Raw genomic sequence first — 23,204 nt, forward strand, 5'->3', positions numbered from 1 at the left:
CGTGGCTCCCTACCGACTCGATCTCACGGTGAGCGTGCTACGGCGCTTGTCGACGAACGTCGTCGATCTGCTCACGCCGGATGGGCAGTACCGGCGCGTTCTCGGAGGGGCGCGCCATCCGGTGACCGTTGATGTCACCCAGGTCAGTCCGGAGATGCTCACGGTGACGATCGAGGGGGACGAGCGCGAGCACTGTGGGGCGCTCGTGCTCGTGCGCCGGATGCTGGGCGTCGACTGTGACCTGACACACTTCGACCGCACGGCGGCGGGCATGCCGTGGCTGACGCGCCTGGCGGCTCGAACGCGCGGCGTCCGGCCGCCTCGTTATCCGACCCTCTGGGAGGCCTGCGTCAACGCGATCGTCTTCCAGCAGGTCAGCCTGCAGGCAGCCAGCGCGATCATCCGCCGCCTGATCGTCGCTCTCGGCCCGCCCCTGGACAGCGGGGGCGTGCCCCTCTACGCATTTCCGGGCCCCGCGACGATACAGGGCGTGAAAGACGACCTGTTGCGCGCGGCCGGCCTCAGCCTCGGCAAGCTCACGACCGTGCGGCGGGTCGGCGAAGCGCTCGCGACAGGCGCTCTCGACGAGACCATGCTGGAGGAGCGCCCGAGTCCCGCCGCCGCGGCTCTCCTACGCGGGATCAAGGGGATCGGTCCAGGGACGGCTGCCATCCTCCTTCTTCGAGGGCTCGGGCGCCTCGACGTGTTCCCCGCCCACGACACCAGCGTGGCGCGAACTCTCATGCTCGTGTCCGGACCGGCGCAGGTCGATATCGAGACTGTTCTCCGTGCACTGAGTCCTCAGCAGGGAATGCTCTACTACCTTCTGTTGCTTGCGCGCCTGGAGGCTCGGAACGACGTTGGGCGCGCTTCCGCCGCGGCGGCGACCCCCGGGACTTCGCCCCGCCGTAGCCTCGCCGCATCGGAACCTACGGGCCGGGCTCGGCGCCCAAAGGAGATCGAATTAACGAACCAGCGAAGGTGGTGAGCGGACCTGGTTTCGCCCCGGGAATCGCGCTCGAGCAAGTGCCCGACGGCGCCATGCACCTCGAGAACAACGTTCCCGGGATCTTCGCCGGCGGCAATATCGTGCGCTGGCCGGACCCACTCACCGGTGAGCGCATCCGCGTCGAACACTGGGTCGTCGCCGAGCGCCAGGGACAGACGGCGGCGCGGAACATGCTGGGCCGGCGGGAGCGGTTCGACGCCGTTCCGTTCTTCTGGACCGAGCAGTACGATTTCGGCCTCGTCTATGTGGGTCACGCCGAGGGCTGGGACGAGGCCGAGCTCGACGGACAGCTCGACGGCGACACGCGCGACTGCACCATCACCTATAGCCGAAGCGGCAGGAGGCTGGCGGCGGCCTTCGTTCATCGGGATCTCGAGGCCTTGCGCGTGGAGGTGGAGCTCGAACGGGCCACACGAGGAGAGATCTCGTGAAGAGAGAGTTCAGGGTCGGGGGTCACGTGACGTGGAACTCAGAAGCCGGGCGGGTCCGCGGGACGATCATCAAGGTGCACACCAAGGACGTCGACTACAAGGGCTACACCCACCACGCGAGCGAGGACGAGCCACAGTACGAAATCAAGAGCGACAAGACCGACCACATCGCAATGCACAAGGCGACTGCGTTGAGAAGGGTGCGCGAGTAGAGAGAGCTGCAGATCAATCTCCGGATCGTGGAGGCGTCGGCGGGGCCGTCGGCTGTCCCACGCCCACAATGAGCCTTGATGAGCGCTGCCGTGTGAAGTAGGCCCACGCCCACTCGAACAGCACCACGAAGCGGTTGCGGAACCCGATCAGCCACAGGATGTGAATGAAGCACCACACGAGCCAGGCAGGGAACCCCGACAGCCGCAGCCCGCGGATGTCGACGACCGCCGCCGCCCGTCCGATCGCCGCCATGGTCCCGCGATCGCGATAGCAGAACGACGTAAGGGGCTGCCCCCGCATGGCGCGGAGGATGCTGTGCGCCGCGTGGCGGCCCTGCTGCAGAGCGACCGGCGCCAGGCCGGCGAGCGGCCGACCGTCGCGGCCAGTGCACGCCGCCAGGTCGCCTACCACGAATACTTCGGGATGCCCCGGAATGGTGAGATCGGGGTTGACGATCACCCGGCCGATGCGATCGAGCGGGACGCCGAGCGAGCGAGCGAGCGGCGATGGCTGGACGCCCGCGGCCCAGAGGATCGTCGCCGCGCTCACGCGCTCCTCGCCGATGGTCACGGCGCCCGGCGAAATGGTCGTGACGGAAGCGCCTGTCCGGACCTCCACGCAAAGCCGCTGCAGCGAGCGCTCGGCCTTTGCCGAGAGGCTCGCGGGGAACATCGGCAGGATGCGGGGGCCCGCCTCCACCAGGATCGTGCGCGTGTCGCGAGGGTCGATGTGCCGGAAGTCCTTCGCCATTCCCTTGCAGGCGATCTCGGCAATCGCGCCCGCCAGCTCGACTCCAGTCGGGCCGCCCCCCACCAGGATGAAGGTGAGGAGGCTGCGCCGTCGCTCCGGATCGCTCTCCCGCTCGGCCCGCTCGAAGGCGAGAAGCACGCGCCGCCGAATCGCCAGAGCGTCCTCCACCGTCTTGAGGCCGGGGGCGAGCTCTTCCCACTCCGGATGCGCGAAGTAGGAGTGGCGCGCGCCAGGGGCCACGATCAGATAGTCGTAGGCGATCCACCCGTCCTTCAGGACCACCTTCCGCTCCGCCACGTCCACCGCCGTCGCCTCGGCCAGCATCACAGTCGTGTTCCGCTGGCCGCTCAGCACCACGCGGATCGGATAGGCGACGTCGCTCGGCGTCAGGCTCGCCGTCGCGACCTGGTACAGAAGAGGCTGGAAGACGTGGTGGTTGGCGCGATCCACCACGGTGACCTGCACGGGCGCGCGCGCAAGGGCCTCGGCAGCGTAGAGTCCACCAAACCCGCCACCCACGATCACGACGCGTGGCGGGGGGCTTTCGCCCGGCATCGTGGCCACCACCGCTTTCCCGTTATCTGGCAAGTGCCATTCCCCGGTTTCCTACCGGCTCAGCTCCGGCTTATAGCTGCCGGGCACCGATCTGAACGCGATCGCCAGGCGGTTCCAGCCGTTGATCGCGACGATCGCCAGCGTGAGGTCGACCAGCTCCTTCTCGACGAAGTGCCGTCGCGCCAGCTCGTACACCTCGTCGGGCACGTGGGTCTCGCCGACCAGGGTCACGGCCTCGGTCCAGGCCAGCGCCGCCCTCTCGCGTTCGCTGAAGAAGGGCGCCTCGTGCCATGCCGCGACCGCGTAGAGACGCTGCTCCTTCTCCCCCGCGGCGCGTGCGTCCTTGGTGTGCATGTCGAGACAATAGGCACATCCGTTGATTTGGCTGGCCCGCACCTTCACGAGCTCGATCAGTCCGGCCTCGAGCCCGGAGCCATGGACGTAGCTCTCGAGCCCGAGCATTGCCGCGAGGCCGTCGGGAGCGACTTTGGCATATTCGGTTCTGGGCTTCATATCCGCCTCCAATCGTGCTTCCCCCATTCGGGAGATTTGACTCCCCTACTTCTCGACCATAACATGATGACAATCATGTCTACTAGCCCTTCTCGGGCCGCGTCGTCCGCCCCCGCCGGCCTGCCGCTCGGGGCGGCGCTGGGCACGAGAGGAGCCGGCCCGTCCGGTACCGCGTCGGACGGGCTTCTCTATTCGCGCTTCTTCCTCGCCGGCATCGGCGTCACTCTGACCGCTGGGGCTGGATGGGGCGCCTGGCTGCTGTTGCGCATCGCTCGCGCGCGCGACTTCTCGGCACCCTCGATCTTCGAGATCAACGCCCACGGCCAGGCGCAGATCTACGGCTGGATGGGGTTGTTCATCCTGGGATTCGCTCTTCACATGTTCCCCGCCTTCTGGGGGGTGCGTCTGGCGGCGCCGCGGCTAGCGCGCCTGATGCTGCCGCTCATGGTGCTCGCGACCGCGGTACGCGCCGTCGCCGAGGCGCACCCTGTCGGCCGCTTCGCGGACCTCGCGATCGCGGCGGGAGCACTGCAGCTCGCGGTCGTCGTGACCTTCGTCGCGCAGCTCGTGGCCACGGCGTGCCGAGAGGAGGCGCGCGGGCGCGTCGCCGACCTCTACCTCGGGGCGGGCCTCGTCTGGTTCCTGCTCGCCGCCCTTCTCGACCTGCGCCACCTCGCGCTCACGATCGGCGCCCCCAACCGCGAGGCGCTGCTCGCCGAGATCGCGGTCTGGCAGCTGCCGCTGCGCGATCTGCAGATCCACGGTCTCGCGTTGTCGATGATCCTCGGCGTCTCTCTGCGCGTCCTGCCCGGGTTGTTCGGCACGCCGGTCGCCGACGAGCGCCGTGCGTACCGCCTCTTCTGGCCGCTCCAGCTCGCGGTGCTCGCCGAAACCGCCCTCTTCCCGCTGGCAATGATCACCCGCCGGCCGATCCTGTTCGTCGCGACCTGGGCGGCGTCGATCGTCTTCGCCGTCTGCGCCGCCCTCGCCACCGCCAACCTGCGGGCCTTCGCGCGGCCGCGCCTCGAGCTGCCACGGCTCTCGCCGCTCGCCTTCGTGCGCGCGGCGCACGCTTGGCTCGGCGTTTCCCTCGCAATGCTGGTCGCCGGGCCGCTCTGGTCTCACCTGCTCGATCTCCGGTTCTCGCATGCATGGTACGGCGCCGCCCGGCACGCGATCACTGTCGGCTTCGTCAGCCTGATGATGGTCGGCGTCGCCTCTCGGATCGCGCCGCGGCCGGCGGGAAGCTCAGCGACCGGTGCGGCACTGCCGCTCGCACCGTTCATCCTGGTGAATCTCGGCTGCACGCTGCGCGTCACGCAGCAGGTGCTGACCGACCTGACCCCCGTCGCCTTCCTGACGGCCGGCGCCTCGGGGGTGCTCGAGGTTGCTGGTCTCACCTGGTGGGCCAGCTGGATCGTTCCGCGCCTGCTGAGCGCACGTCGCTCGCGCGCGGCGGCGCTCGCGTAGCCCGGCCTCGGGATCGCGCGCGGCGTAGTAGAGGGCGATCGGACCCTCGCGAATCGCAGCCATCAGAGTCTGCCAGGCCTCCGGGTGGGCCCGAAGCTCGAGCCAGATCTCGCTTGCGCACACCGCGCGGCCAGAGCCCGTCGACGAGAAAGGTACTCCCGCCGGGCCCTGCCGAACGGGCGTACACGTGCTCGATCGAGATCCGAGGTCCTGAGGGCGGTCGGCGTATTATCATGGTTCTCTAATTAATATGCTTGACAACAAGCGACCGTCAATCCTAACTCGGACTCAAGTCGACATCGCTTCCGGTCGTCCCGGGAGCCGACGGGTCGGCTGGCGGGTGGATCGATGCTGCAACCAACCCAGCGCCGGCAAGCGAAGTCGATAGGCGAGGCCCCTCGAGAGCCTCAACCACTCCGACGGCCCAAGATCGCTGTGCCACTCGAGGCGCCGGAGGTCGAGGGGCTCGAGCTCAGGCGTTCCGAAAAGCAGCAGCTGGAGCGCTGGGAGGACGAGGGCGGCGCCCTCGGAGCCGCCACGGGGCTCCGGATGCTGCACCGGCCCTGGAGGAGCTTCGGCGCGCCCGTCGTCTCATCCCAAAGGGCGAGCGCCCCAGAGGAACCGGAAGGACTACCGGAGCCGCCGTCCGTTCCGAGCCTCGAGGAGCTCCGTCGCGGATATGCCCTCATGCACCTGGGCCGAATACTGGACGACAAGGCGCCCAACTACCTCAAGCAGGGCCTCGGGTGGTCCTACCACGCGCCCTGTGCCGGGCACGAGGGAATCCAGATCGCCCTGGGGCTCACTTTCCGCCCGGGCCACGACTATCTCTTTCCCTACTACCGGGACCTCGCGACCTGCCTCGCGGCCGGCATCTCGGCCGAGGAGATCCTGCTCAACGGCCTGTCCAAGCGTGACGACGTCGCTTCAGGCGGGCGACACATGTCCAACCACTTCGCCAAACCCGGGATTCAGATCCAGAACGTCTCCTCCTGCGTCGCGAGCCACGCGCAGCACGCGGCCGGCCTGGGACGCGCGATCAAGACCTACGGCTCGGACGCGATCGTCTTCTGCTCCGTCGGAGAGTCCTCCACCTCCGAGGGCTACTTCTACGAGGCTGTCAACGGCGCCTCGCGAGAGGAGCTTCCCGTCGTCTTCGTCGTGCAGGACAACGGCTACGGCATCTCCGTACCGAAGAGCGAACAGACCGCCAACCGCTTCGCCTCGGACAATTTCGCCTCCTTTCTCGGCCTGCGGGTCTTCCACTGCGACGCCACGGACTTCCGGGAATCCCTGCGAGCTCTTCGCGCCGCCGTCCGGTACGTTGCTTCGGGCGCAGGGTGCGCCATGGTCCATGCCGAGTGCGTCCGGATCCACTCGCACTCCAACCCTGATCGGCACGAGCTCTACCGATCTCCGGAGGAGCTCGCGGCCGCCCGTGCGAAAGACCCGCCCCCCGCCTTCGCGGGGATCTGCTCGCAAACGGAGTGCTCGACGAGGGCGAGCTCGAGGCGATCGAGCGGGAGAACCTGCGGACCTACGAGGAGTGCGCCGAGCGGGTTCGTCGCGCACCCGACCCGGACCCCGGCTCGATCCACGACTTCATCGCGCCGGAACCCTGGCGACCGGACGGCGACGGTCTGGCCGACGTTTCGGTGACCCCGTCGGAGCTCGTCGGTACTCCGCTTCCCCAAAGATCGCTCCGCGAGGCCTTGAATCTGACGCTCGAGGAGGTCTTCCGCGAGAATCCTCGCACCTACCTCTGGGGCCAGGACGTCGCCAACCAGGAGAAGGGCGGCATCTTCAATGTAAGCAAGGGTCTGCAGCAGGAATTCGAGCGCACCGGGTGTTCAACGGCCCGGTCGCGGAGGACTACATCCTCGGGACCGCGGACGGTTTCTCGCGGTTCGACGACCGGATCCGGATCGTCGTCGAGGGTGCGGAATTCGCGGACTACTTCTGGCCCGCGGCCGAGCAGATGGTGGAGATGAGCCACGAGTACTGGCGTACGCGGGGCCAGTTCGTTCCCAACGTCACCATCCGGCTCGCCTCCGGTGGCTACATCGGCGGTGGGCTCTATCACTCGCAGAACATCGAGGGCTGGCTCACCACACTGCCTGGAGTGCGCGTCGTCGTGCCCGCCTTCGCGGACGATGCGGCAGGATTGCTGCACACCGCGGTCCGCTCGCGCGGGCTGACCGTCTACCTGGAGCCGAAGTTCCTCTACAACGCGCGGTCGGCGAGGGCGTACGTACCTCCCGGTTTCGCAGTGCCGTTCGGGAAGGCTCGACGCCGCCGCGAGGGGAGGGACCTCACGATTGTCGCCTACGGCACGGCGGTGCACTGCGGCGCTCGACGCCGCCGAGACGCTGGCGGCGGAGGGTCGGAACGGGAAGTGCTCGACCTGCGCGCTCGCTCGTCCCGCTCGACTGGGAGGCCATCGCGGCGTCCGTCCGGAAGACCTCGCGGGTGCTCATCGCTCACGAGGACAAGGTTCACGGCGGTTTCGGAGGTGAGCTCGCAGCGCAGATCGCCTCCGAGCTCTTCGCCTTCCTCGACGCCCCGATCGAGCGCGTCGGCTCGACGTTCACGCCGGTCGGTTTTCACCGCGCCCTCGAGCGTGCGATCCTTCCGGACGTGAAGCGTGTCCTCGGAGCGGCGCGGCAGGTGCTGGCGTACTGAGCTCACGGCGCCAGGGCCGGACGGGAGAAGGAGAGGAGTCGATGCGACCCACACCATCCGTCCTCGGACCGGGGATCGGCGAGAGCCAGCGGACGCTCCTCGACCTGATCAAGCGGTCCGGCGAGAGCACCCTCGCGGAGCTCGAAGCCAGATTCGAGCTGAACCGCGAGACCCTCCGGACCCACTTGAAGTCGCTCGCCGCGCAGGGTCTCGTCGAACGGTCGGGCGTCCACCGCTCCGGGCCAGGGCGTCCTCACATCCTGTACCGGCTGACCAGCGCAGGGGAAGCTCTCTTCCCGCGCCGCGAGGGAGCGCTGCTGCGAGAGCTCGCCACGTTCCTGCTTGAGCAGGGACGGCGAGATGTCCTCGAGAAGTTCTTCGACGTCCGGCTCGCGCGCAAGCGCCAGGAGCTCGAGCACCGCGTGGCCGGGCTAGATGGTCGCGAACGATTCGAGGAGATCGCCGAGATCCTCTCCGGAGAGGGCTTCGTCGCCGATGTAACGACGAGCGGAACCGGGCCCCGGCTGCGACTTTGTCACTGTCCCCTCCAGGATCTCGTCGCGGTTTCGGACCTGCCGTGCCGGTTCGAGCTGGCGCTGATTGAAGGTCTCCTGGGCGAACGGTTGAGCCGGGAGACCTTCATTCCGGTGGAAGCCACGCATGTACCTTACTGATCTCGGCGGCGCTGTCCAAACGACAGCGCCTTCCCCGACGGGCGCCGGCCGCAAAGCGGGTCCCGCTTGAGGGGCGGGCCCCCTCGAGCCGTACCCCCTTCCACTCCGGCGTTCCGAGAGAGGGCTGCCTGCGACGCGGACGGATCCCGGAGCCCTGCCCTCTTCCAGCCGTCAGCGCACGGGGAACGGGACGACGCGTCAGGCCGGCAGCCGGCCTTTGAGGTCGGCTGCCCGGAAGGGACCGGGCTGGGCGATCAACGCCCGGGCGGCATCGACCTGGCCCCAGGTATTCCAGAGCAGCACGCCGCGCACTCGCCCCTCTGCGAGGTAGTAGACGACGCCCTCACGGAACGGACCTTCCAATCGGCGCAGGTCTCGCTTCTCGGATCGAGCGCACCGACCGCCTCGTAGCCCAGATCGAAAAGGTCGGAGTAGAAGAACGGCAGGTATGCGTCCGGCTCGTCGACGCCGGCCATCGACCGTCCTGCGGCTCGCCCCATCGTCACGGCGTTGTCCTCGTGCTCGACGCGGATCCGGGTGCCGAGCACCGGCACCGTGAAGCGCGCGACGTCGCCCGCGGCAAACACGGCCGGATGGCTCGTTCTCAGTCGCTCGTCGACCACGATGCCGTCGTCGACCTCGAGTCCTGCAGCGGCGGCGAGCGCCGTTTCGGGAATGATTCCGAGACCCGCCACCACCGCGTCCACCGCCTGCCGGCCTCCGCTCGCCGTCCGACCTCGAATCCTCGGCCTCCCCTGCGCACGTTCGTCATCTTCTGCCCGGGCTGCACCTCGACTCCCTTCTCTGCGAAGTAGCCGACGAGAAAGCTGGCCAGATCGGCGGGTAAGATCCGCGCACCAATTCCGTCGTCGGGAAACAGCATCGCGACCTCGCGGCCCTGGAGGGCGAGCGCCGCTGCGACCTCCGAGCCGATGAAGCCGCCGCCGACCACCGCGAAGCGTCCTCCACGATCGGCGAGGACCCTCAGGCGCCGGTAGTCTTCGAGAGTGCGGAAATAGACGATGCCCTCGTCGCCGAACGGGAGCTGTCGGGCGGTCCCACCGGTCGCGAGGAGCAGCTTGTCGAAGCCGTAGGTCTCACCCCGGTCGTCGAGCACCTGCCTGCCTGCGACGTCGATCGTCTTCGCCCGGCGGCCGAGGTGCAGTTCGACGCCAGCGTCTTCGGTCTTACGCCAGATGCCTTCCAGCGGCTCGCCCTTCCAGAGGCCTTTCGACAGTGGGAGCGCGAGTACGGTGCGTCCGGCTCGGCACCGATCAGGCCGATCGCTCGCTCCTCGTCCAGCTCGCGGATACCGCGGACGGCGGCATCGGCCGTCATTCCGCCGCCGATGATGAGATACGGATAGTGGGTCATGACGGGGCCTCCTGCAGAGATTCTCCGGCCGCTCGTGCGGTCACGAGCTCGGGCCGTCTGACGTGGTGCGCCACCGACCGCCTCCAGGATCTTCACTCTGTTGCGCAGCTTCTCCTCTCCCGTGTAGCGCTCCGTCACTTCTCCGAGTCCGCCTCTCGCGGCGGGTTCGCTTGCACCCGACAGGCATCGACGCTCGCTGTTTCTTTCGATTCGATGCCGGGCGCGCTGACAAGGTGGCGCATCGATCCGCCCGGTCGTTCAGGGTTTCCATCGGCGGTCGGCCGCCGACGGTCGCGGCTCCACCTGCTCGCCGCGCCGGAGCGACCGGCACCCGCTCGACCGGGCTCGGGGTCATGGAGGGTGTTCACGAGACGAGCCTGCATTTGACCGGTACTATTGTCAGGTTTAATATGCGGTTAACATCGTCAATCGCCCAGAGGAGGAACTTCGAGATGACTTCGCCATCCCACTCCGCGACCACGACCTCCCCCACCGAGCTCCCGGCAGACCTGACGCTCGCACGGGTCGCCGACCTGGCGCGTCTCCGCCCGGGCACGATCCGGGTCTTCCAACGCCATGCGATCGATTTCTGCTGCGGCGGCGGGAAGAGCCTCGCCGAGGCGGCGAGCCGGGCCGGGGTCGCCCTCGCGCCCCCTGGTCGACGAGATCCGGGAGTCCATCGTCGCATCGGATGGCGCCGATCGCTCCACCTCCTCCGATCGCCCCGGATCGTGGCTCGGAGCGCTGCCGGACTCGCTCGCCGACCTCGCCAAGCTGATCGTCGGCCGGTACCACGTCGCCTTGCGCGGCGAGCTGCCGCGGCTCGTGAAGATGGCGGACCGGGTCGAGGCCGTGCATGGCGCTGCGATGCCGGAGGTGCTGCCGCGGCTCACGGCGACGATACGCGCCCTGGAAGGCGCTCTCGTCGCTCACATGCGCGAGGAGGAAGCGTCGGTGTTTCCGGCCATCGAGCGCCTGGAGCTGGCGGTCGCGCGCTGTGAGGCGCCCGGTTCCGAGGGGCTTGCAGTCGCGATCGCCGAGTGCGAGCGCGAGCACGTTTTAGTGGGCGAAGGGCTGCGGGAAATCCGCGCGTTGACCTCCGGTCACGTGCCGCCGGAATGGGCCTGCAACACGTTCCGTGGCCTCTATCACGGCCTTGCGGAGCTCGAGCGGGAGGTGCACGAGCACGTCCACCTCGAGAACAACGTCCTCTTTCCGCTGACGCTCCAGCTGGCCGCCACCGGTCGCGGAGGAGCTCGGGCCGAAGGGGCTGGACACATCGTCTCCAACGCGAAGGACTGAGCCCCGGTGAGGCAGCGGCCCGCCGGCAGGGGGCGGCATGTGCCGGCACGTACGCCCTCAGCTCCTGGAAGCATGCTGCCGGTGCGTGCAGCTCGAGTATCCAGCCGCTGCGAACATCCTCGGCGTAGCGACCCGGACCGATACGTCTCGGGGTGACTCCGAGGACGCCCAGGACCATTCCCTCGAAGTAGACTCGAAGGGCACTGATTATCCCTGCCCGAAGGAGCCTGGCGATGAGCGCTTTCCGAGAGGTCCCCGCATCCGCTCGCTATGGCCAGCTCGGCAGCTACTGGGGCAATCTGGTCATGCCTGTTGGCGCGATGAAGGTCCTCGACAGGTTCTCGTTCGATGATGAACCCGGGCTCGTCAACGTTGTCGGACGGGTCCTCGAGAATCCTCGCGATATGAAGACGAAGCTCTATTACTACGAAAGGGTCGACAGGCTCGACGTTTCCGGCGGGCCGGCTTCGGATAACGTGCAGGGCTGAGAGCCGCCCGCCTGCCTAGCTCTCACCCGCAGCGGCCCGGTGATCCTCGAAAGACTTTTCGTACCGTCCGGCACTCGTGAAAGAGGAATCAGCCATGTCGACCGCCTGACGGAAAAGCCGCTTTCATCGTGGTGGCGCCACACCGTCATCCTCGTGATGGTGCTCGGCTTTGGCCTGCTCACCGTGGTGACCGTCCTGACCTACACGAACGCTCCGCCCATCCCGGAGCGCGTCACCGACGCCGCCGGGGCGACCCTCTTCACGCGGGAGAACGTCGAGCACGGGCAGGAGGTCTTCCTCGTACCTGCACCGGCTGGCCGAGATCGCGCGCGACACGCTCGCCCGTGAGCGCCACGGCCTGCCCTACGCGCAGCTGGATGCGGACACGGCGGCGAGCCTGGATGCCGGAGTCCACCGCCTTCTCAAGGAGAACCGCTACGACCCCGCCACAGGCACGCTCCGGTTCTCGCCGGCCGAGGCGGCCGCCTGGGAGATACAAAAGACGGAGTGGGCCGAGTACTTCTCGGGAGACAAACCCGCACCGGGCCTGCCCGCGAAATACATCCGCGACCCGAACGACCTCGCGGACCTCAACTCCTACTTCGCGTGGGCGGCGTGGGCCACCGTCGCCAACCGGCCCGGCAAGGACTACTCGTACACGAACAACTGGCCGTACGAGCCGGCGGTCGGCAACCGGCCGAGCGCGTCCCACACCTCTGGGCGCGCTCAGGGGGGGCGCCCTGGCCCACTACCGTGTCGAGTCCGGCGCCTTCTACGGGATCGACCTCGCGCGATACCTCCCCTACAACCTGCTGCGCACCTTCCACCTCCAGCTCGCCATCTTCTGGATCGCCACCGCGTGGGTGGCGGGTGGCCTCTTCCTCGCGCCGATCGTAGGAGGCGCCGAGCCGCGCGGGCAGCGGGCGGGCGTTGTCGCGCTGCTCGTGGCCCTCGCCGTCGTCGTCTTCGGGAGTCTCGGCGGCGAGTGGCTGGGCATCAACGACCGGCTCGGGAAGCTCTGGTTCTGGTTTGGTCACCAGGGGTCGGAGTACCTGGATCTCGGGCGCTTCTGGCAGCTCCTGCTGGCGGTCGGCCTCGTGGGCTGGCTCGTCCTCATGTACCGGGCGCTCCGGCCGGCGATCCGTGACCGCCAGCGCTCGGAGCTGGCCTCGCTCTTCCTCTACGCCGCGGCCGCGATCCCCCTCTTCTACCTGCCCGCCCTCTTCTTCGGGCCCCGGACCAACTTCGCCGTGATCGACAACTGGCGCTTCTGGATCATCCACCTCTGGGTGGAGGGCTTCTTCGAGCTCTTCGCGACCGTCCTCGTCGCGGTGATCTTCGTCGTGCTGGGGCTGGTCACGACCCGTACGGCCACGCGCGTCATCTACCTCGACGCCATCCTCTACCTCGCCGGCGGGATCGTCGGGATCGGACACCACTGGTACTTCACGGGCCAGGGGACGCTCAACATGGGCCTCGCCGCGTGCTTCTCGGCGCTGGAGGTCGTCCCGCTCACACTCCTCACCCTCGACGCCTGGGATTTCGTCCGCCTCCGCGAAAGGCGCTGCGAGGACTGCCAGACGACGTTCGCCGACCGCCACCGCTGGACGATCTACTTCCTGATGGCGGTCGGCTTCTGGAACTTCGTCGGCGCCGGAGTCTTCGGATTCCTGATCAACCTGCCGATCGTCTCCTACTTCGAGGTCGGCACGACCCTCACCACCAATCACGGCCACGCGGCGCTCTTCGGCGTCTTCGGGATGCTGGCCCTGGCCGTGCTCGTCTTCTGCATGCGTTCGCTCGCGCGCGACGACGTCTGGCCGCGCGCGGAACGGCTCATCCGGGTGGGCTTCTGGGGCCTCAACGCGGGGCTCGCGTCGATGATGGCAGTCGACCTCTTCCCGGCGGGCGTGCTGCAGCTGTGGGACGTCCTGCAGAACGGCTACTGGCACGCCCGGCGGCTCACCTACCTGATGAGCGGGACGTTCCACATGCTCGAGTGGGCGCGCGTCGTCGCCGACAGCGTCTTCCTGGCGATCGGCGTCGTGCCGCTGGTCCTGGCCGTCGCGGTCCTGCTTCTCGGCTCGCGAAAGAGCGGAGACGCGGTGTAGGTTCTACCGGAGGCTGACACGCGCGGGAGGACGCCCCGCTCGTCGGGACGACGACAACGGTGCGTCCTTCCGCCCTCCCCCCTACTTCTCAGTGTCGACTTTCAACGCGAGGATCTCCGATCGCCCCAGCCAGTAGGACGCGAGCGGCTCGCGAACATCCTCATCGAACCGACGAGCGATTACCAGAAGGCCATCGCCCTCCACGCGCAGAACCACGTCGACCGGCCCGACACTCCCAGGAGGCGCTCGCGCTCCAGCGGAGAATCTACGGCGGACCGCACCCCGAGACGGCGCTCCGGACCTTCGCGGCGAAGCCTGCGGCCCGCGCCGGGTTCGAGAAGCTCCAGGCCACCCTCCCGAGTCGGTAGCGAGAAGTTCGTCCGTCTCGCGAGAAAAACGACTCCATTTCCGCGCTCTACGGGGTAGCGGGCTGCGGACGTCCCGAGACATCCGCAGACGCGAAAAGGAGAGCGCCATGGAACTGACCACTGCAGCCGGACAGTCCGGCTCCCGCCCCACGCGTCTGCTGACCGCCACCTGCGAAGACGCATGGTTCCGCTGCCCGTCGTGCCGAACGGACCTCCTGCGCCTGCCGTGGGTCCTGGACCTGCCCGGGACGACGGAGACCGTCACGATCGACGTCTGGCCGGCCGGCGTCCGCGCCCCCTACGAGCTGCCGGTCGTGCCCCGGCTCGGGGTCCGGCAGATCGCGGCGATCCTCGGGCGAACGATCCGTTCCACGTACGCCCTTACCCAGGACTTCGACGACGCCGGACTCCGCCTCCCGGGCCGGGACCTCTTCGTCCGGACGGTCCCCTTCTTCGAGTGGCTTCACAGCCACCCGCGGCTGCGGTCCCGGGCGGAGACGCTGGCCGACCGAGACCGGCGGCGGCTCTCGAGTGGCGACCGGCTTCGCCCGGGTCCCCGTCCTGCTGAAAGAATGCAGGCGATTGGTCCGCAGTAAGCAGCGGCGCGCTGGCTCACGAAGTACCGGACAGGTATACTACACGCGTCGAAAACGTCGCTGAACGCTAATTACTACGCGTCCACTATACTATCCAACGATGCCTACGACCTCCGCTCTCCAACCTCGCGATCCGAAAGAGAAGCTCCGCCGGCTCGCCCGGGGAGCGCGGGGAGGCCTCGTTTCAACAGCGACCGCCGCGGAACTTCTCGGGCTACCGCGCGGTGCCGCGACCCTGACGCTCCTGCGCCTTGCCGACCGTGGCTGGCTGTCGCGCGTCCGCCGCGGCCTCTACCTCATCCTCCCTCTCGAAGCAGGCCAGGATGGTGGAGCGGTCGAGGATCCATGGGTCCTCGCCGACGAGCTGTTTGGACCCTGTTACGTCGGGGGCTGGACGGCCGCAGAGCACTGGGGGCTCACCGAGCAGCTCTTCCGTTCGACGTTCGTGGTCTCCGCGGCCAACGTTCGCGAGACAACGCGGGCGTTTCTCGGAAGCGAGTTCCACGTCGTGCGCGCAAGTCGTGAGCGGATCTCGAGCGTGCCGACGATCTGGCACGGGAAGGAACGACTCGCCATCTCGGACCGCGAGCGCACGATCGCCGACGCCCTGGCAGCGCCAGACTGGATGGGAGGCGTGCGTCACCTCACCGACTGTCTCCGGACGTATCGAGCCTCGAAAGAGTGGGATCCAGCGCGGTTGGTCGCACGAGTGGCCGAGACCGGGTCCGGGGCGGCGTTCAAGCGGCTGGGCTTCCTCGCAGAGAAACTCCTCGGCGGCAACGAGGCTCTCGTCGCGGAGGCCTTCAGTCGACGCACCACCGGGAATGTGCGCCTCGACCCTGCCGTGCCCGAGCGCGGACGACTCAGCACTCGATGGCGGATATGGGTGAATGTCTCCCTTCTGGACGAGGCCGCCGGCGCATGATTCGCAAGCAGGACATCCTCGACCGGGCGCGGGAGTGGCAACTGCGTCCGGACATCGTCGAGAAAGACTACGTCCTCGGGTGGCTGCTCGCGGCGATCGCCCAGCAGGAGGAGGCCGCGGCCCACTGGGTATTCAAGGGCGGCACGTGCCTCAAGAAGTGCTATTTCGAGACGTACCGCTTCTCCGAGGATCTCGATTTCACACTGCTCCCAGAGGCTGGGTACGACGCGGCAGCTCTCACGCAGACGCTTCGGGAGGTCGGCGCGATCGCCCACGAGCTGAGCGGCATCACCTTCCCGGAGGACGCGTTCGCCGTGATCCCGCGGCGCGACAAGCTCGGCCGCGACACCTTCCAAGGGAAGATCGGGTACCGCGGTCCGCTCGCGACACCCGGGACTCCGCGGATCCTCTTCGACCTCACTCGTCACGAGCCGGTTCTCGCAGAGCCCGAGGACCGCCCGGTCTTCCACTCCTACCCCGATCAGCTTCCCGAAGGCACCCTCGTGCAGTCGTATGGGATCGAGGAGCTCGTGGCCGAGAAGACGCGAGCGCTCCTGGAGCGAACCCGGCCACGGGATCTCTACGACGTCCTTTTCCTCATCGGGAGCCGCAGCGGCGACATCAATGAAGAGGAGGCTCGCGACCTCTTCCGCCAGAAATGCGAAGTAAAGGGCATCACGCCCCCGTCGTCGGAGACTCTGCTCGCAGCAGTGCGATCCTCCGGTGAGCTTCGTGCCGACTGGGAGCACATGCTCGCGCACCAGCTTCCTGTCCTCCCCCCGTTCGAGACGCAGCTCGCGCGCCTGGCACCAGCGCTGCGCTGGATCGACGCGGCGCCACCGGAGGCGCCGACGCTGCCGAGGGTGACCGCCGGATCCGCGACGCTGGAGGCCCCAGCTGGGGCGACTTTCTGGGGTCTCGGAGTTCCTCTCGAGGTCGTGCGCTTCGCTGGCGTGAACCGGCTACTCGTCGAGTTCACCTACCACGGCAAGTCTCGGAGCGCCGAGCCGTACTCCCTGCGCAGGACCCAGGCCGGCAACCTCGTCCTGTACGCCTGGGAAGTAGGCGCGACGCACATCAAAGCCTTCACCGTCGCCGAGATCCGGGGCCTACGGGTCACCACGAAGGCATTCGATCCACGCTACCAGGTGGAGTTCAGTCCGGCCGGGGGGCTCTTCGCGCCAGCCATCACACGCGCATCGTCCGGTGGCAGCTGGCGGGGTGGTTCGAACAGGCGCCGATACGTCTTTCGGTGCGGGACGTGCCAGAAGCTGTTCCGTCACACGACAAACGACTCGACGCTTCGCCCGCACACCTCTCCCAGCGGCTCGCGCTGTTCGAGTCGGCGAGGGCACCTCGAGCGGACCGACTGACACCCGCTCCGCGAGGTGCACCCAGTTCCGCTCTCACCTTCGGCCGGTTCGACCTGGCTGCTGTCTCCCGCGGGCAAGGCATCCGGAACGGCGCACCCCGAGGCACTGTCGACATTCACCCGGTTAAGGACCTTCGCAACCTCGCCGAGCACCCGCTCGTCGCCCCGGGCATAACGGGCCGTCGTCGCGATGTCGGTATGTCCGAGAAGGTCGGAGACGACCTTGAGGTTCACGCCGGAGGAGACGAGAGTCGATGCGAACGTGTGGCGAAGGTCGTGGATGCGGAGCCTCCGGGTGATCCCAGCCACGCCCTTCGCCATCGCGAACTTCCGCGACACCTTCTCCTTCGTGAGCGGCTTGTTGTCCTCGTCGAGGAAGACGAACTCCGAGATGACCGGCCGCTTCTTCAGCGTCTCGAGAACGGTCCGGACGGCATCGGAGAGCGGTAGCTTGACCGCCTTCTCCTTCTTTCGGGTCACGAGCCGGATGACGTTCTCGTCGAGCGACACGTTCACCCAGCGGAGGTTGAGCGCGTCCGAGAGGCGAAGCCCCGTATCCAGGAGCATCCGGAAGAACGGACGGTAGTGCTGAAGCCGACGGAAGATCTCTTTCGCGGCCTTGCCGTCCGGGAGCCTTCCGCCGCCGACGCGCTTCATGCCGCCCAACGGGTGCGGCACGATCTTCGGCGGGGTGCGGATGCGGCCGAGGTAGGCCTGGAAGAGGGCCTCGTCCTCGAAGGCCGAGAGGAAGCGATGGCGCTCCTCCAGGGAAAGCTCGAGTTCCGGGCGGGACTCGCGGGCCCACTTCACCTTCTTCTTCACGGGGCTCCCGTCGAGGACGTCGAGCTCGACCGCCCAGCCGATGATGACCCGAAGAACATGAGCAGCGCCGTTGATCGTCGATCCGGCGTACGGCCGCCTCACGCAGGCCGGCGTGCAGCCGTGGGGCTTTCGCTCCCGGCCGCGTTTCGGGCACCACCCCTCCGAGATCATCGAACCGATGAGCGCATTCACGCGCTGAGACGTCAGCTGGTCCATCGGCACGTCGCCGAGTCTCGGGACGAGGTGACGACGGAGAAAGTCGCCGTAGTAGCGCCGGGTCGCCGGCCGGAGACGGGCGGTCATCTCGACGAAGCGCTCCGAGACGAACTCGGCGAGCGTAGGGGGCCGTGTGAATTTCGCCGGCTCGAGCGCCTCGCGTTCGAGTTCGTCCCGGAAGGCGGTCCAAAGCCGGATCGCCTCGGCCCGGGAAGGTACGTCGGTGAGCGTCCGCTTGCGGCGCTTCCGGCCGTCCGTTCCCGGGACGAAGCAGTAGAACGTCGCGACCCGGCGACGCGCGTCGTAGGCGAAGCCGGGGAGCTTCATCGGTCACCCCCGCCGAGCGCTACTGCTTCGGCCCCTCCGGCGTCACCGGCGGCGCAGTCGACCGGTCTTGCCGGTCGAGAGCTGCCCGCTGCTCGCGGAGAAAGCTCTGAACCTCGGTTTCCGGGTAGACGACGACGGTCGCCGAGAGGGCGTACCACCCCTTCGGCCCCTTGCCCTGTCGACGCCACTTCCCGAGCGTCCCCGTCTTGACCCCGATTCGCCGGGCAACTTCGGATGCCTTGATCGCCATGCGACACCTCCGCGCGAAGCATCCGCGGACATCGCAGGACCGACCGGGACGGCGTCGAAATCACCGTCCCCGAAAAGAGAATTAGATACTTTGTTAGATACCCCCCCAAAAAGCCGCAGGACGCCTCTTCGGCGTCTCCCGCTAAACCCTTTGTTGTGAGTATTTTAGATGGTCGGGACGGCGGGATTCGAACCCGCGACCCCTTGAACCCCATTCAAGTACGCTACCAGGCTGCGCCACGTCCCGACCCTGGACGAAAACGACGGGGGGTCAGGCTTCTTCGCGGGAAAGGAGGCTTGCGATCTCCCTGAGTTCCGCGAGGGCCCTTGCCACCCGGGGGTCCGGGGATTGTGCCATCGGAGCGGGGGCAGGGTCAATCCTTCGGGCGACGGGAGCGGTCTTCGCGGACGTGGCGACGGCCGGCCTCGGCGCGATCTCGACGTCTCCGGCGGGAGTGGCGCTTTCGTCGATCTCGAGGGAGGTCGACAGGTCGGGCTCGGCAGCATCGGCGTGGGCCGAGAACACGGGGGCGTCGGCGAGCTCCAGCGAGGACTCGGCCTCCGGCTCGTTCTCTACGGGCTTCGGCGGCGCCGGCTTCGCGCGGCGGCGCCGCGCGGCGGTCGAGTCGGCGGGCTCGGGAGCCGGGGTGAGAACGAGCGGCTCGGGCTCGGCGGGCGCCGCGGCCTTCTCCTTCAGCTCGGCCTCGAGGCGCTTCTTGGCTCCGGCGATGGTGTAGCCCTCGTCGTAGAGGAGCTTCTTGATCCGCTCGATGATCTTCAGCTCGAGACCGCTGTAGAGGCGGGGGCCGGCCGCCCCCTTCGGGGCGGAGAGAACCGGGAACTCGCTCTCCCAGTACTTCAGGACGTAGGGCTGCACGTCGGCCAGCCGGCAGACCTCGGCCACCTTGTACCGGGCTTCTGCTGTCGCCTCGATCTCGCTCACGCCGTGTGCTACCTCCAGGGAATCCGGACGGAGTTTAGACGATGCCGCGTCCCGGCCCTCTGCTGCGAGGCGCGTCTACCGCTTTCGCTGTCGAGCAGGACGCTGCGCGGTGCGTGGCGGACCCTCGTCGCCCTTCCGGATGATGAACTTCAGCGGGACACCGGCGAGGTCCCAGTTCTCGCGGAGCCGGTTCTGGAGGAAGCGCTCGAACGAGAAGTGAAGGGGCTCGTCGCGGTCGGAAAAGAGGCGGATGAGGGGAGGCTCGGAGGCGACCTGGACGGCGTAGCGGATTTTCAGCTCGCGCCCGGACTTGCCTTTCGGAAGCTGCGCCTCGAACGCCCTCTTCAGGACGCGGTTCAGCTCGCCCGTCGAGAACTTCGTGGCCAAACGGCGCGCGACGCCGTCGGCCTCTGGGAGGAGCTTGTCGATGCCGAGCCCCGTCTTGGCCGAGACGGTCAGGAAGGCGGCGCCGCGCGTGAAGATGAAGCGGCGGCGCACCTCGTCGCGGAGGTCCTCCTGGGCCTTCTCGTCGTCCGCGAGGAGGTCCCACTTGTTCGCGACGAGGATGAGGCCCCGGCGCGCTTCCTCGGCGTAGCCGGCGATGTGGGCGTCCTGCGCGGTGATCCCTTCCGAGGCGTCGAAGATGATGATGGCCACGCGGGCGCGCTCCATCGCCTTGCGGGCGGCGACGACGGAGAGGAGCTCGGCCGAGTCGGTCGTCTTGCCCTTGCGGCGGATGCCGGCGGTGTCGACGAGGACGTAGCTCTTCCCGGCGCGCGTCAGGAGGACGTCGACGGGGTTGCGGGTCGTGCCGGCGATCTCGGAGACCATGACCCGCTCGGCGCCCAGGATCCGGTTGACGATCGACGACTTGCCGACGTTCGGCCGCCCGATGATGGCGACGGGGAGCCCTTCGACGCGGGTCTCCGGGTCGAGGTCCTCGGGAAGGCGCTTCTCGAGCTCTTCGAGAAGCTCGTCGGTGCCGATGCCGTGAACGGCCGAGACGCCGAAGACGTCGCCCCAGCCGAGCTCGTAGCCCTGCTCGAGCCCCTGCTCCGCTTCCTTGCGGTCGATTTTGTTCCAGGCGATGACGACGGGCTTGCCGAGGGCCCGGAGGCGCCCTCCGATCCGCTGGTCCTCCGGGAGCACGCCGTCGGCGCCGTCGAGGACGAGGACGATGAGGTCGGCGTCCACGACGGCGTCGAGGGCCTTCTCGCTCGTCCACGCGGCGAACCCGCCGGCCGCGTCGAGGTCGAGACCGCCGGTGTCGACGAGCTTCCACCGACGCCCCGACTCGCTCACGAGGTCGAGGGAGAACGAGTCGCGCGTCATCCCGGGACGGTCGTGGACGAGCGCCTTGCGGGTGCCGGAGAGTCGGTTGAAGAGAGCCGACTTGCCGACGTTCGGGCGGCCGACGAGGGCGACGGAGTAGGTGTGGGGGCCGGCGGGGGGCCTCGGCTTTGCCACTACCGGCGCCTCCGGCGGGGCGGGCCGTCGGCCGGCTTGCGGGCCGGCCCTCGCGGGGTCCGCTCCGGTGGCCGCGGGCCGCGGGGCGCCGGGCGGCGGGGCGCCGCGCGCTCGATGACGGCGGGGCGCGAGGTGCGCTGGGGAGCGGAGGCTCCCGCGAGGCGGAAGTCGAGGAGGCGCTTGTCGAAGTCGGCGCGGGTCAGCTTGACGCGGAGGTGGTCTCCGAGGCGGAAGACGCGACCCGTCGAGGTGCCGACGAGGCGGTGCTCGACGTCCTCGTAGCGGTAGAAGTCGTCTTCCAGGGCCTCCATCGGGAGCAGTCCGTCTGCGTAGACCCCTTCGAGGGTGATGAAGAGGCCGAAGGGGACGACGGCCGAGACGTAGGCGTCGAACTCCTCCCCCACCCGCTTGGAGAGGTAGACGAACTTCTTCCACGACTGCGCCTCGCGCTCGGCCGATTCGGCGCGCCGCTCCCTCTCGGAGCAGTGGGTCGAGGCGTCCGCGAGCCAGCGCTCGCGGCCCTCGGCCTCGGACGCCGCCGGAGGCTTGTGTGCGGCGATCCACTCGCAGAGGGCCCGGTGGACGACGAGGTCGGGGTAGCGGCGGATGGGCGAGGTGAAGTGCGCGTAGTAGGTCGCCGCGAGGGCGTAGTGGCCGCGGCAGACCGGGGCGTAGAGGGCCTTCTTCTGAGCGCGCAGGACGAGGTCGGAGACGAAGCGCTCCTCGGGCTTGCCCTCGGCCTGGTCGAGGATCGCCTGGAAGACCGCCGGGCTGACGAGGTCGTCGTCCTGGGGAATGTCGTAGCCGAGCGGCTCGAGGACGGCCCGCAGGTCGCCGAGCTTGCGCTCGTCGGGCTTGTCGTGGACGCGGTACATCGCCGGCGTCGGGATGAAGACGAGGTGCCGGGCGACGGCCTCGTTGGCCGCGAGCATGAACTCCTCGATGAGCCGGTGCGCCTCGTTGCGGACCGCCTTGACGATGGCGACGACGTCGCCCGTCTCGCCGAGGACGAGGTCGGCGTCGGGGAGGTCGAAGTCGAGCGAGCCGCGCCCCCTGCGCATCCAGCGGAGCGCGAACGCGGCCTTGCGCGCCACGAGGAGCATGGGCCGCACCTCGGCGGGGACCTTCTCCTCGCCGGGCTCGTCGCCCTGGAAGAACGCCGCGACGTCGGTGTAGGTGAGGCGCGCCTTCGAGTGGATGACGCTCCGGTAGAACTCGGCGGTGATGGTCTCGCCCTTCGCGTCGAGCGTGAGCTGGGCCGTCACGGTCCTCTTCTCCTCGCGGGGGCGCAGGGAGCAGAGGTCGTTGGAGAGGCGCTCGGGGAGCATCGGGACGGCGCGGTCGGGGAAGTAGACCGAGGTGCCCCGCTCGAAGGCCTCGGCGTCGAGGGCCGAGCCTGGGGTGACGTAGTGCGAGACGTCGGCGATGTGGATGCCGAGGCGGAAGCCGCCGCCGGGGAGCTCCTCGGCCGAGATCGCGTCGTCGAAGTCGCGGGCGGTCTCGCCGTCGATGGTCACGATGCAGTCGCGCGTCAGGTCGCGGCGGGTCCGCCACTCGCCGTCCTGGATCGCCGCGACGGCGCGCTCCGACTCCTCGATCGACTCCCTCGTGAACGTGCGGGGGATTCCCCACTTCCGGGCCACGACCTCGACGTCGATGCCGGGGTCGCCCGGGAAGCCGATGAGCTCGATGACCTCGGCCTGGGCGAGGCGGTGCTCGTCGGGCCAGGCGGTGATGCGGGCGTCGACGTAGATGCCGTCGGGGGCTGCCATGTCCTTGCCGTCGGGGACGCGCAGGAGGGCGTCGATCTTCGTGTCGTAGGGGACGATGACGGTGCCGTCGGGGCCGCGGGCGATCCGCCCGACGACGGTCTCGCGCCGCCTCACGAGGACCTTCGTGACGGTGCCGGTCTCGGTCGGGCCGCGGAAGCCGCGCCGCGGCCTCGCCTTCTCGACGAGCACGAGGACGAAGTCGCCGTCGAGGGCCGAGCCCGCCCCGCCCCGCACGATGGGAAGGTCCGGGACGCCCCGCTCGCCCGAGAGGAGCCACGCCCTCCCCTCTCCCCGGATGGCGATGCGGCCGGCCACGAGGTTCGTGTACTGGATGAGGGAGAGCTTCTCGCCGCGGGTGCGGACGACGAGGCCCTTGCGCTCGAGGGCTTCGACCTCGGCCTGGAGGGCGTCGAGGGCGGCCTCGTCGGGTGCGGGGCCGAGGAGCTCCTTGGCGACCTCGCGGAAGGAGAGGATGCGCCGCCCGCGCGGCGAGAGGGCCGCGAGGACGCGGCTTTCGGGGATATCGGGGGTCACAGGGGTCACGGTGTCCTTTCGGGGCGCCCCGCCGAGGCAGG

17 protein-coding genes, 1 tRNA gene and 3 pseudogenes are annotated in these 23,204 nt (G+C 68.6%); 12 read left to right on the top strand and 9 right to left on the bottom strand.

Translation table 11 applies throughout. The features are described from left to right. Position 1: 1 nt before the first annotated feature. The 3 genes from IPN03_03545 to IPN03_03555 are packed head-to-tail and all read left to right on the top strand — an operon-like array spanning position 2 to position 1,652. Positions 2-988, top strand: a complete 987-nt coding sequence (locus IPN03_03545; protein ID MBK9372809.1) for a DNA-3-methyladenine glycosylase 2 family protein — start codon at positions 2-4, stop codon at positions 986-988. A gap of 53 nt (positions 989-1,041) precedes the next feature. After that, a complete protein-coding gene (locus tag IPN03_03550; protein ID MBK9372810.1) occupies positions 1,042-1,440 on the top strand; it encodes a hypothetical protein in 399 nt (132 codons plus the stop codon). Continuing rightward, positions 1,437-1,652: a DUF2945 domain-containing protein gene (locus tag IPN03_03555; GenBank protein MBK9372811.1), complete on the top strand. Its 216-nt coding sequence runs from the start codon at positions 1,437-1,439 to the stop codon at positions 1,650-1,652. Before IPN03_03550 ends, IPN03_03555 begins: the two co-directional genes overlap by 4 nt. Positions 1,653-1,665: 13 nt before the next feature. On the opposite strand, the gene IPN03_03560 is transcribed toward IPN03_03555, so the two are convergent. Then, positions 1,666-2,958 (bottom strand): NAD(P)/FAD-dependent oxidoreductase, encoded by a 1,293-nt coding sequence (locus IPN03_03560; GenBank protein MBK9372812.1) that lies wholly within the window; start codon positions 2,956-2,958, stop codon positions 1,666-1,668. Between the two features lie 51 nt (positions 2,959-3,009). Then, the gene (locus IPN03_03565; GenBank protein ID MBK9372813.1) at positions 3,010-3,471 is read right to left on the bottom strand and encodes a carboxymuconolactone decarboxylase family protein; all 462 of its coding nucleotides are present in this window, start codon (positions 3,469-3,471) and stop codon (positions 3,010-3,012) included. A gap of 36 nt (positions 3,472-3,507) precedes the next feature. Between IPN03_03565 and IPN03_03570 the strand changes: the two genes are divergently transcribed. The 3 genes and pseudogenes from IPN03_03570 to IPN03_03580 all read left to right on the top strand — a co-directional run bounded on the left by IPN03_03570 (position 3,508) and on the right by IPN03_03580 (position 8,297). Further along, the gene (locus tag IPN03_03570) at positions 3,508-4,941 is read left to right on the top strand and encodes an NnrS family protein (GenBank protein MBK9372814.1); all 1,434 of its coding nucleotides are present in this window, start codon (positions 3,508-3,510) and stop codon (positions 4,939-4,941) included. A gap of 687 nt (positions 4,942-5,628) precedes the next feature. Next, positions 5,629-7,623: pseudogene (locus IPN03_03575) on the top strand (2-oxoisovalerate dehydrogenase). A gap of 41 nt (positions 7,624-7,664) precedes the next feature. After that, positions 7,665-8,297 carry a winged helix-turn-helix transcriptional regulator gene (locus IPN03_03580; protein MBK9372815.1) on the top strand — a complete coding sequence of 211 codons (633 nt, stop codon included), beginning with the start codon at positions 7,665-7,667 and terminating at the stop codon, positions 8,295-8,297. Positions 8,298-8,495: 198 nt separating this feature from the next. Here IPN03_03580 and IPN03_03585 read toward each other — a convergent pair. Then, positions 8,496-9,671 (bottom strand): annotated as a pseudogene (locus tag IPN03_03585) (FAD-dependent oxidoreductase). Between the two features lie 452 nt (positions 9,672-10,123). Between IPN03_03585 and IPN03_03590 the strand changes: the two are divergent. From IPN03_03590 to IPN03_03615, 6 genes and pseudogenes are all read left to right on the top strand, one after another. Beyond that, positions 10,124-10,672, top strand: coding sequence for a DUF542 domain-containing protein (locus IPN03_03590; protein ID MBK9372816.1), 549 nt, complete (start codon positions 10,124-10,126; stop codon positions 10,670-10,672). A gap of 534 nt (positions 10,673-11,206) precedes the next feature. After that, positions 11,207-11,461 (top strand): hypothetical protein, encoded by a 255-nt coding sequence (locus tag IPN03_03595; GenBank protein MBK9372817.1) that lies wholly within the window; start codon positions 11,207-11,209, stop codon positions 11,459-11,461. A 156-nt stretch (positions 11,462-11,617) separates the two neighbouring features. Then, positions 11,618-13,572, top strand: a pseudogene (locus IPN03_03600) (cbb3-type cytochrome c oxidase subunit I). A 475-nt stretch (positions 13,573-14,047) separates the two neighbouring features. Further along, positions 14,048-14,536: a hypothetical protein gene (locus IPN03_03605; protein MBK9372818.1), complete on the top strand. Its 489-nt coding sequence runs from the start codon at positions 14,048-14,050 to the stop codon at positions 14,534-14,536. Positions 14,537-14,636: 100 nt separating this feature from the next. Further along, positions 14,637-15,461, top strand: coding sequence for a type IV toxin-antitoxin system AbiEi family antitoxin domain-containing protein (locus tag IPN03_03610; GenBank protein ID MBK9372819.1), 825 nt, complete (start codon positions 14,637-14,639; stop codon positions 15,459-15,461). Beyond that, entirely contained in the window at positions 15,458-16,834 is a 1,377-nt protein-coding gene (locus tag IPN03_03615; GenBank protein ID MBK9372820.1) for a nucleotidyl transferase AbiEii/AbiGii toxin family protein, read from the top strand. The genes IPN03_03610 and IPN03_03615 overlap by 4 nt, the downstream gene beginning before the upstream one ends. Here the strand turns inward: IPN03_03615 and IPN03_03620 are convergent. The 6 genes from IPN03_03620 to rnr form a co-directional block, all read right to left on the bottom strand. Next, the gene (locus tag IPN03_03620) at positions 16,741-18,198 is read right to left on the bottom strand and encodes a tyrosine-type recombinase/integrase (protein ID MBK9372821.1); all 1,458 of its coding nucleotides are present in this window, start codon (positions 18,196-18,198) and stop codon (positions 16,741-16,743) included. The genes IPN03_03615 and IPN03_03620 overlap by 94 nt on opposite strands. A gap of 19 nt (positions 18,199-18,217) precedes the next feature. After that, positions 18,218-18,448 (bottom strand): transposase, encoded by a 231-nt coding sequence (locus tag IPN03_03625; protein ID MBK9372822.1) that lies wholly within the window; start codon positions 18,446-18,448, stop codon positions 18,218-18,220. A 169-nt stretch (positions 18,449-18,617) separates the two neighbouring features. After that, positions 18,618-18,694: transfer RNA gene (locus IPN03_03630), tRNA-Pro, on the bottom strand. A 24-nt stretch (positions 18,695-18,718) separates the two neighbouring features. Continuing rightward, on the bottom strand, positions 18,719-19,390 hold the full coding sequence (locus IPN03_03635; GenBank protein MBK9372823.1) for a MerR family transcriptional regulator: 672 nt from the start codon (positions 19,388-19,390) through the stop codon (positions 18,719-18,721). A gap of 75 nt (positions 19,391-19,465) precedes the next feature. Beyond that, entirely contained in the window at positions 19,466-20,857 is a 1,392-nt protein-coding gene (der, locus tag IPN03_03640; GenBank protein ID MBK9372824.1) for a ribosome biogenesis GTPase Der, read from the bottom strand. Continuing rightward, a complete protein-coding gene (rnr, locus tag IPN03_03645) occupies positions 20,857-23,163 on the bottom strand; it encodes a ribonuclease R (GenBank protein MBK9372825.1) in 2,307 nt (768 codons plus the stop codon). Before rnr ends, der begins: the two co-directional genes overlap by 1 nt. Positions 23,164-23,204: the final 41 nt, after the last annotated feature.

The sequence above is a fragment of the Holophagales bacterium genome (genome assembly GCA_016719485.1).
GTDB lineage: Bacteria > Acidobacteriota > Thermoanaerobaculia > UBA5066 > UBA5066 > UBA5066.